The organism is Vibrio sp. 10N.247.311.14 (genome assembly GCF_041467715.1).
GTDB classification, from domain to species: Bacteria; Pseudomonadota; Gammaproteobacteria; order Enterobacterales; family Vibrionaceae; genus Vibrio; species Vibrio crassostreae_C.
Genome location: NZ_JBFSVE010000063.1, coordinates 21,626 through 30,461, shown reverse-complemented (window position 1 = coordinate 30,461; position 8,836 = coordinate 21,626). Strand labels below are relative to the sequence as shown.

Annotated in this window: 9 protein-coding genes and 1 other RNA gene; 5 read left to right on the top strand and 5 right to left on the bottom strand. The window is 44.6% G+C overall.

Annotated elements, in window-relative coordinates; genetic code table 11:
• Positions 1–168: 168 nt before the first annotated feature.
• Together AB6F11_RS19095 and AB6F11_RS19090 are read right to left on the bottom strand one after the other, a co-directional pair.
• Positions 169–477, bottom strand: coding sequence for an RnfH family protein (locus AB6F11_RS19095; RefSeq protein ID WP_016796754.1), 309 nt, complete (start codon positions 475–477; stop codon positions 169–171).
• Positions 478–480: 3 nt separating this feature from the next.
• A complete protein-coding gene (locus AB6F11_RS19090) occupies positions 481–909 on the bottom strand; it encodes an SRPBCC family protein (protein ID WP_010438915.1) in 429 nt (142 codons plus the stop codon).
• A 119-nt stretch (positions 910–1,028) separates the two neighbouring features.
• Here AB6F11_RS19090 and smpB point away from each other — a divergent pair, with 119 nt between their 5' ends.
• The 3 genes from smpB (at position 1,029) to AB6F11_RS19075 (ending at position 3,039) form a co-directional block, all read left to right on the top strand.
• The gene (gene smpB, locus AB6F11_RS19085; RefSeq protein WP_004735156.1) at positions 1,029–1,514 is read left to right on the top strand and encodes an SsrA-binding protein SmpB; all 486 of its coding nucleotides are present in this window, start codon (positions 1,029–1,031) and stop codon (positions 1,512–1,514) included.
• Between the two features lie 66 nt (positions 1,515–1,580).
• Positions 1,581–1,947, top strand: a transfer-messenger RNA (tmRNA) gene (ssrA, locus tag AB6F11_RS19080).
• 174 nt (positions 1,948–2,121) lie between these two features.
• A complete protein-coding gene (locus tag AB6F11_RS19075; protein ID WP_102393636.1) occupies positions 2,122–3,039 on the top strand; it encodes a DUF6236 family protein in 918 nt (305 codons plus the stop codon).
• Here AB6F11_RS19075 and AB6F11_RS19070 read toward each other — a convergent pair.
• Entirely contained in the window at positions 3,036–3,590 is a 555-nt protein-coding gene (locus tag AB6F11_RS19070; protein ID WP_102393635.1) for a recombinase family protein, read from the bottom strand. The two genes, AB6F11_RS19075 and AB6F11_RS19070, sit on opposite strands and share 4 nt — an antisense overlap.
• 396 nt (positions 3,591–3,986) lie before the next feature.
• Here AB6F11_RS19070 and yfcC point away from each other — a divergent pair, with 396 nt between their 5' ends.
• Entirely contained in the window at positions 3,987–5,465 is a 1,479-nt protein-coding gene (gene yfcC / locus AB6F11_RS19065; RefSeq protein ID WP_017059744.1) for a putative basic amino acid antiporter YfcC, read from the top strand.
• A gap of 128 nt (positions 5,466–5,593) precedes the next feature.
• The gene (locus AB6F11_RS19060) at positions 5,594–6,601 is read left to right on the top strand and encodes a succinylglutamate desuccinylase/aspartoacylase family protein (protein ID WP_017059743.1); all 1,008 of its coding nucleotides are present in this window, start codon (positions 5,594–5,596) and stop codon (positions 6,599–6,601) included.
• Positions 6,602–6,714: 113 nt separating this feature from the next.
• Here AB6F11_RS19060 and AB6F11_RS19055 read toward each other — a convergent pair whose 3' ends face one another.
• Both AB6F11_RS19055 and AB6F11_RS19050 read right to left on the bottom strand, forming a co-directional pair.
• Positions 6,715–7,728 carry a DUF2955 domain-containing protein gene (locus AB6F11_RS19055; protein WP_102393634.1) on the bottom strand — a complete coding sequence of 338 codons (1,014 nt, stop codon included), beginning with the start codon at positions 7,726–7,728 and terminating at the stop codon, positions 6,715–6,717.
• Entirely contained in the window at positions 7,718–8,782 is a 1,065-nt protein-coding gene (locus AB6F11_RS19050) for an HlyD family secretion protein (protein ID WP_017059741.1), read from the bottom strand. Before AB6F11_RS19050 ends, AB6F11_RS19055 begins: the two co-directional genes overlap by 11 nt.
• Positions 8,783–8,836 lie beyond the last annotated feature (54 nt).

Genomic DNA, 8,836 nt, shown 5'->3' with positions numbered 1-8,836 from the left:
TGGACATAAAAAGACCCCCAATAATTGGTGTCCAACTATTGGGGGTCAGTTCATGAGCAGGCTTTTTAATATCTGCTAACAAATGAGACTGTAGACTGTATTGTCTAACAAACAGATGAAAAAAAGCTCGCTAATGCGAGCTTCTTTATCATTCAAATTTGTTTGGTATTACGATTTAGCCGCCGCTTTCGCTTGTTCAGCACGCTTACGGCGAATTTCTTTTGGATCGGCTAACAGTGCTCGATAAATTTCGATACGATCTTTATCTCGAACGGTTGCATCTAACTTAACGTTGCGGCTGTATACGCCAACTTTATTTTTCGCCAAGTCGATTTCTGGATACAACTCTAAAACACCAGACTGCGCAATAATCTCTTCAACGGTCGCGTTCTTATTTACCACTAAGGTAAATACACGCTGCTCATGTGGAAGCGCAAACACAACTTCTACGTGGATCATATCTGATTCAATAGTCATGGCTTAGTAAACCTGTTTCGCTCGTTGAGTAAAAGCACTGACCATATTGCTTGTCAGTTCATTGAAAATCTTGCCAAATGCCATTTCAATCATTCGACTAGAAAATTCAAACTCTAGTTTAAGTTCAACCTTACATGCTTGGTCGTCTAGAGGAGTGAAATACCAGCCCCCCTCCAGCTTCTTAAACGGGCCATCTACCAGCTCCATTAAAATTTCAGCACCATCCGCCATTCGATTCGACGTAGTGAATGTTTTACTGATACCAGCTTTAGAGACATCAACCGAAGCCACCATCGCGGAATCTGAAGATTCGATCACACGAGAACCAGAACATCCTGGCAAAAACTCAGGATAACGAGCAACATCATTGACCAAGCTGAACATCTGGTCGGCACTAAAAGACACTAATGCTGAACGAGTAACCTTTGGCATATAGACTCCTGTTAAAGACAGCGTTACATTAACACAAACTGCAATTTTAATTGTATTGGGCCAGAGCGCAAATAAAAAGGATTCCCCATCTAGGGCGCATTCCGTATAATGAGGCCATTATGGCAAAGAATAAATCAAAATCAAAAGCCGGTAGTAATACCATTGCGCTTAATAAGAAAGCTCGCCACGAATATTTCATCGATGATGAGATAGAAGCGGGGCTTGAGCTACAAGGCTGGGAAGTAAAATCCCTACGTGAAGGCAAAACCAATATCGCAGAAAGCTACGTCTACATCCGAGATGGCGAAGCATTCATCAGTGGTATGACGATCACTCCGCTAACTCAAGCGAGTACTCATATCGTGGCGAACCCAACACGCATCCGTAAACTACTAATGTCGAGAAAAGAACTCGATAACCTTATCGGTCGTATTAACCGTGAAGGCATGACGCTTGTCGCAACCGCACTTTACTGGTCTCGCTCTTGGGCGAAGATTAAAGTTGGCGTAGCGAAAGGTAAAAAGCTGCACGATAAACGTACTGATATGAAAGAAAAAGATTGGGCGAGAGATAAAGCACGAATTATGAAGAGTAATTTGCGTTAATTTTAAGCACTTAAACGCACAGTGCTAGACAGGGTAAGCTTTTCTGGTACTATGCAAATAACACTTGGGGCTGATTTAGGATTCGACAGGAATTTTGAAGTCTGAGGTGCATGCCGTGGGGCGGTTGGCCACGTTAAAAGCCGCAAAAAAATAGTCGCAAACGACGAAAACTACGCACTAGCAGCTTAATAACCTGCTCAGAGCTCTCTTACCCTAGCTTCCGCTCGTAAGACGGGGACCAATAAGAGATCAAACCCAAACTAGCTAGCGCGGCTTCTCCCACCTGAGAGGAAAAGCGCGAATTATAATTCAGGTTAGCCTTTAACTAGCGTGTCGGTTCGCAGGTTGCTGGTGAAATTAAAGATCGACTAAGCATGTAGTACCAATGATGAATGATTTTTGGACGCGGGTTCAACTCCCGCCAGCTCCACCAAACGTTTGGAAACAGCGTTATTTCAATAGGTTAGCGCCTTTTGGGATAGCGCTGTTTTTGTATGGGTGCCACAGTAAAGTGCCACACTTCATAAAGTCTATTCTCTTCCTTTCCCCTATTCAACACCTTGCATTATCATAATAACCTAACTATCTGAGTGTAAGGCGATTATCAATGGAAAGAGGTATTGTTCTATCTCCTCAATTTGAGTATCCAGAAACAGGTGGGGCTTTATTTCGTTCTGCTACTGATGATTTTGAGTTACGTAAGTACCTACTTTATTGGGATAAGATTGAAGTTCCTAAATGCTCCTCGATAGAGTTTGATTGCTGGCAGTTCCAAGAACTAGAAAAAGCTGGTGCGTTACAACGAACTCGACATGGAGAAAAACCTCGCTCGCTTGGAATGCGCATGGAACAAAGCAGTGTGATTAATGTATCTAACTTTATGACTGCTGAGATTGTTGATTGCACTGATGTAACCCTAAGCAAAAAGGCTGGAGATGAAATCCTTGCTTCACATGAAGCAATTTTTAAACAGCTCAATGAAGCACATCCAGGCTTATGGTCTAAGGCTCAAATCTCGGATAGCATTCTCACCACAACTCCTGTAGATAAAGAGAGTATTGAACTGGAGCTTCACGGTTTACTACCCGTCCCTACTGTTAGCACACACTTCGATTCTATACTTGAATTTAAGTACAAGCATCATGATGAACTGCTCGCGTTCCGTAGTTACCTAGATGAACTCTACCAGTCAGTGCTAACTGCTGGTGACATACCTAGAGCAAAAAATACCGCAATGATTAAGCTGGAAGCTTCCATTAGAGATGTCAATCGCACCTTAGAACAGTCCAAAATAGACATTAGTGTCGATAGCCTTCGCTCTGTGATTTCAGATACAACTGGTATCCTAGGCTTAACTCTTGCTGCACTAGGTACAGCATCGCAATTTGGTTTTGACCCGTTAAAAGCTGGCTTAGCTGGTGCAGCAATAGGAATTGCACCAAAACTAATACGCCAATCATCCGACTCCACTCCAGCGGAACTCATGTACCTCAAGAGCGTGAGAAGAGAGTTTAAACCAGCTTAATACTCTCTAGCGTCAAGGAGCCGATACAGTGTCGCACGACCTATTCCTAACTCCTTGGCTGCTTTAGCTTTAGGTACACCGTTATCCAATAGCTTCTGCACATCCTCTTTCGTCACCTGTGCTTTCGGTCTACCTATGTGTTTACCAGCTGCCTTCGCTGCTGCTATCCCCTCAGCCTGACGCTCTTTAATCAATTCCCTTTCCATCTGTGCCACTGCTGCCAGTATCCCTAGTACACCTTTCTGCGCTGCACTCATTACACCATCGAATCTCATTCCTTCCTTGTGGAACTGTACCGATACACCTTTCTGGTTCATCTGCTCCACCAGCCCTACAGCATCACCTGCACCGCTACGACAGATACGGTCTAGGCTGTGAACATGCAGCACATCACCATCCCTGACATAATCCAAGCACGCCTGTAGCTGTGGTCTGTCTACTGTCTTAGCTGATACCTTTTCCTCGAACACCTTATCCAGTTTCACATCTGCTAACTGTCTGCTGGTGGACTGCTCTACTGTACTAACTCGAATGTATCCAATGTGTGCCATGCTTACCCCTTTGTCTCAAACCTCTTAACACTTTCAGGATTGCATGTATCAAAACTCTAAGTCAATGCTTTTGAGACAACCTTAGATACAGTCTCATAAGGTATAGTTTTTTATATATCCAGAGTCGCTCTATGAAACTTACCGCACTGCTTAAAAAGCACCTGAGCTAGGACTTTTTACCTCTAAATAAAACCAGGCAATAACAAGTTAAAAATAAAAACCATCATGCCACGCAAAAACAAGAACATAACACCACCAAACAAGCCAAAAACCAACTTAAAATTGACATTATATGCTTAATTAGTGATATTTTATGCCAATCTTAATTATAGCTAAAAACTGACAATGAGCACGACAACCACAACATCGGATACCATCCAAAATAAGACATGGAAAATGCCAGATACTCTGGTGCTAATTTTCTTTATCGCGTTGCTTGCGACTGCAATGACATATGTCATACCTGCAGGCATGTTTGAAACACAAGACATCAGCTATGTTTCTGATGGTGCAGAGAAAACTCGTACCGTTCTAGATCCAGCTTCATTTGCCTATCACACCGACCCCCAAGGCAACCCGATTTACAATACTGTCGGACTATTCGCCAGCGGTGGTGATATCGGCTTAATGAACTTCGTATTTGAAGGTTTAGTGTCTGGATCTAAGTGGGGTTCAGCAATCGGCGTTATCATGTTTATGCTTGTGATTGGCGGTGCTTTCGGCATTGTGATGCGCACAGGTACTATTGATAACGGTATCTTGCGTCTCATAGACAAAACCAAGGGCAGTCAATCGCTTTTCATTCCAGTATTATTTGCACTGTTCTCGCTCGGTGGGGCTGTATTTGGTATGGGTGAAGAAGCCGTCGCCTTTGCCATTATTATCGCGCCGCTAATGGTACGTATTGGCTATGATGGTATTACTACGGTAATGGTGACGTACGTAGCGACTCAGATTGGTTTTGCTGCTTCTTGGATGAACCCATTTTCTGTTGCTGTTGCCCAAGGCATTGCTGGTGTACCTGTCTTATCTGGGGCATCGGTGCGTATCGCTCTATGGGTTTTCTTCACCGCGCTCGGCATCGCTTTTACGATGTGGTATGCGAATTCGGTAAAGAAAGACCCTTCGAAATCTTACAGTAAAGCTGGTGATGTTTACTTCAAGAAGCAACAAGGAGACTTGACTCAATCACGTTGGAATATCGGCGATACGTTGGTGATTCTCACCGTGATAGCGAGCATGACCTGGGTTATTTGGGGTGTAGTGGTTCACGCATGGTACATTCCTGAAATTGCCTCTCAGTTTTTCACTATGGGATTTGTTGCTGGCTTAATCGGTGTTATTTTCCGATTAAATGATATGACCATCAACGACATGGCCGATTCATTTAAGGAAGGCGCAAGTGTGATGCTAGCGCCCGCTATTCTTGTGGGTAGTGCTAAAGGTATCTTGCTGATTTTAGGCGGCGGCAGCGATGCAACCGAGCCAAGCGTACTGAATTCAATCTTAAGCAGTGCGGGCGGTGTGATTAGTGCATTGCCAGAAGCGATGGCTGCTTGGCTGATGTTCGCCTTCCAAGCTATTTTCAACTTCTTTGTAACGTCAGGATCAGGGCAGGCAGCTCTAACGATGCCATTAATGGCGCCACTCGCCGATTTAGCAGGTGTGACTCGTCAAGTCGCGGTTTTAGCATTCCAGCTAGGTGATGGCTTTACCAATATCATCGTCCCAACATCAGCTTCTTTGATGGCAACACTAGGTGTATGCCGCATTGACTGGGGTGATTGGGCAAAATTCTGCTGGCGCTTTATCGTGCTGCTATTCTGCTTGTCGAGCGTTATTATTGTTGCGGCTCACCTGCTGGGTTTTGCATAACAGCGCCTTTCAATATTTACGTGTATCTCAATGGGCAGTTTACTGCCCATTTTTAATCACAGCTTTCAATAACAATCATCCAACACAGACTCAGAATAGATTGTGAACCAGAGACAAAGGAAACTAGTGTGAGAAAAACTACTTATACCAATGATGTTCTAAATGGACACCCTGTAATATCTCAACTCAATGTTGATGACTTACCGATGGGATGCCATCGTTTCTGGTTTGAGGCACAAACTAACGGTGTTGGTCAAAATCATCATTTACCTGTGGTCGTCTATCGCGGTGAGCAAAGTCAAAATGCTCGCAAAATAATGGTAACGGCAGGCGTTCATGGTGATGAATTAAATGGAGTTATTACCGCACAGAAGGTCATTCAAAAGCTCGTAAACGAGGAGATACACGGCACAGTCATCATTATTCCGATGATTAATGTGTCAGGTATGTTGATGCACAGCCGAGATTTTATTTCATCGGATCCGGATGCATCCCCAGCAAACCTTAACCGTATATTCCCTGGAAACCCGAACGGTGATGCCTCACAACGTTTTACACATTCAATTTGGCAGAACCTACTCAGCCATAATGCGGATCTTGCTATCGATCTGCATACCCAAACTCGCGGAGCAGAGTATCCTTTGTATGTCTTTGCCGATTATCGAATCCCCGCAGCAATCAAAATGGCTCGATTGATCAATCCTGACTGTATTTTTGATGATCCAGGTGATGATGGCGTTTTAGAAACGCAGCTCAATAAAAGTGGTACGCCCGCTATCACCGTCGAGGTTGGTTCTGGAAAGGTTTTACAACCCGACCTCATTGAGCGTTCAGTGAATGGCGTGATGAATATCCTGCACTCGGAAAATATCATCTCTACAAAGATAGATCAGCCTCACTATGCCTGCTTTGAAGGAAAAGAAACGGTGACCATTAGAGCCAATGTCGGTGGTTTCGCTCTCCCTCAAGTTAAGGTCAGTGAATCAGTACAATCAAAACAATTGATTTCAATTCAATATGATAGTTTTGGTTCTGAGAAACAACGTTATTACGCCCCTGCTGATGGCTATGTACTCAGTGTCAATCAAGATCCGATGCGTGAACCGGGCGCTTTGTTAGTCAGACTATTGAAGTAACACGTCACTTCATCAAATGGCTCTTTACTGATGGCATTTGAGTCGTTAACCCATATTGTGAAAAGGGGATAACTCGGCAGAGCTATCCCCTTATTATTACTTATAAATATTAATCACTTACTGTGATCGGTATGACTATGATTAGTATTACTGCTGAGAAAGCCCAGTACCACTGCGCCAACCATGACTGCACAAACAATGGCAAATAGACGTGTCATTTGTGCCGAGAGGGACGCAGATCCTGGGTGGCTGATGATCTGATAAGCCAAGGTCGTAAAATTAGTAAACAAGAGCTGATAAATCGTCAGATTCGCCTGCCGCCTGATAGCAAAACACGCAAGTTGCAAACCACACACCAAACTCACGCCATAAATAACCAAGATTGGAGCGCCTGACACCATCATGATCATCACAGGTAACGTAAACAGAATGCCAACGCCAGTGGTGACAAGCTTGTTTCGGCTGAATGTACGGTGGTCGTGATTCGATGGGCTTTTCAACATACTGCCAAGCGTAATCGCAATCAACATCGTTTGTGACACCGAATTTCCTACCAAAATCGCCAGCACAACCACAACCGCGGTCGCTTTAAATGCAACCATGATATAGCCACCAGTAGTGGGCGCATCGGAAACGGCCGCAGTCTGAAGGACATTCACTTCATCCCCCGGGAACAACCAGAACCCCAAGTAAGTGACGATCAAAGCTATCACCAGCTTTTCAAAGAACAATAGGGGCAATCCCGCCATTGGGAGATGCATCTGCTTGTTGACCACCACCATCACGATGACCACGATAATGGTCAGTGTCGCGATGATATCTTTTGTATTCTGATGGCTACGCTGATAACTCCAGAACAGCAATAGCCAGCAATAGAGGACAAAACCGGTTGGCGAGTCGACCAATACACTACCAAAAAACACCACACCAAAGCTGATTAAGATTAATGCAACAATCACCTTTAATATTAAATTAATCGGTGGTTTGGATGGCATCAATGTCATGAACATCACAACAAATATGGGCGACAAAACAGCGAGCATCTGCCCACTTTGTTGATGGTAGAACAATAGCGAAAGCGGCAGTAACACCAATCGAATAATGGAGTTAGCTGAGCTATGAAACATAAGTCCACACGCTTAGAATTCTCATCCAAAGCTGAGCAAGCCACTCACCTGGGGTACTTTGCTCTGTCATGACAGCCACTGTGGCTTGTGAACCAAAACGAATGTTGCTTGGAACCTCACCATGATCAAACACAATATTGACTGGGTAGCGCTGCGCGGCAATAGAATTGGTGTCTGAATTTAAAAAGCCAGTCTCTTGGTCAGTGCTATTGCTGCCACCCGTTCCCCAACCAATGCTATCAACCGTGCCGTATAGCACTCGCCCCGGTAACGCATCCAATACGATCTCAACTCTTTGCCCGACTTGTATATGCTCTAGCGAGTTTTCTCTGTATAACGCAGATATCCACACCTCTCGCGGATCAACAAAGGTCAAAACAGGTGAGCCTGCGGTTGCTCGCTGGCCTACCGTCAGTTGTAGGTTACTCACCACGCCATGAGAAGGAGCCATCACTTGGGTTTTCTGTAAGTTGAGCTGAGCCTGCTCAAGGGCTGCAATCGCCGCCAACACTTGTGGATTATCACTCCCTTCTGGCCCTAACGCTTGTTTTGCCTGAACCAAAGAGGCTTCTGCGGCTTTCAATGACGCTTCAGCACGATCACGATTCTCTATGGCGTTGTCTAATTCAGAGCGGCTAACCAGCCCTTTACTGGCGAGTTCACTCACTCGACTCGCTTGCTCTCGAGAATTATCCCGAGCCGCAACCGCCTCAGTCACTTTCGCTTGTGCAACGTTAACCGCCGCTGTGCTTGCGCCAATATTTTGGCCTACTTGAGCAAGATTCGCTTCAGCGGAACGCAAACTGATCTGATAGTTTCGAGCATCAATTTCAAACAACACTTGGTTCGTTTCAACGACCTGATTATTTTCAGTTTGCACAGACGTGATATTGCCAGAAACTTCAGGAGCAATACGCACAATATAAGAGTGAACACGGGCGATCCCCGTCATTGGTGTGACGCGGTCGGCCCACAAACTGTAAAGCCACACTACTAAAATAACCGAAATAATAATTAAACTAAGCTTACGCGAAGATTTTTCTGCTTTTGACATGCTCTCTCTCTCGATCCGACAGCACGATTTACTCGCCTGCCGAATACGATGTTT

What these genes read in the sequence shown, in the direction of transcription:
- AB6F11_RS19095 (WP_016796754.1), bottom strand. Translation starts at nt 477, where the DNA reads ATGACTATTGAATCAGATATGATCCACGTAGAAGTTGTGTTTGCGCTT.
- AB6F11_RS19090 (WP_010438915.1), bottom strand. Translation starts at nt 909, where the DNA reads ATGCCAAAGGTTACTCGTTCAGCATTAGTGTCTTTTAGTGCCGACCAG.
- smpB (WP_004735156.1), top strand. Translation starts at nt 1,029, where the DNA reads ATGGCAAAGAATAAATCAAAATCAAAAGCCGGTAGTAATACCATTGCG.
- AB6F11_RS19075 (WP_102393636.1), top strand. Translation starts at nt 2,122, where the DNA reads ATGGAAAGAGGTATTGTTCTATCTCCTCAATTTGAGTATCCAGAAACA.
- AB6F11_RS19070 (WP_102393635.1), bottom strand. Translation starts at nt 3,590, where the DNA reads ATGGCACACATTGGATACATTCGAGTTAGTACAGTAGAGCAGTCCACC.
- yfcC (WP_017059744.1), top strand. Translation starts at nt 3,987, where the DNA reads ATGCCAGATACTCTGGTGCTAATTTTCTTTATCGCGTTGCTTGCGACT.
- AB6F11_RS19055 (WP_102393634.1), bottom strand. Translation starts at nt 7,728, where the DNA reads ATGTTTCATAGCTCAGCTAACTCCATTATTCGATTGGTGTTACTGCCG.
- AB6F11_RS19050 (WP_017059741.1), bottom strand. Translation starts at nt 8,782, where the DNA reads ATGTCAAAAGCAGAAAAATCTTCGCGTAAGCTTAGTTTAATTATTATT.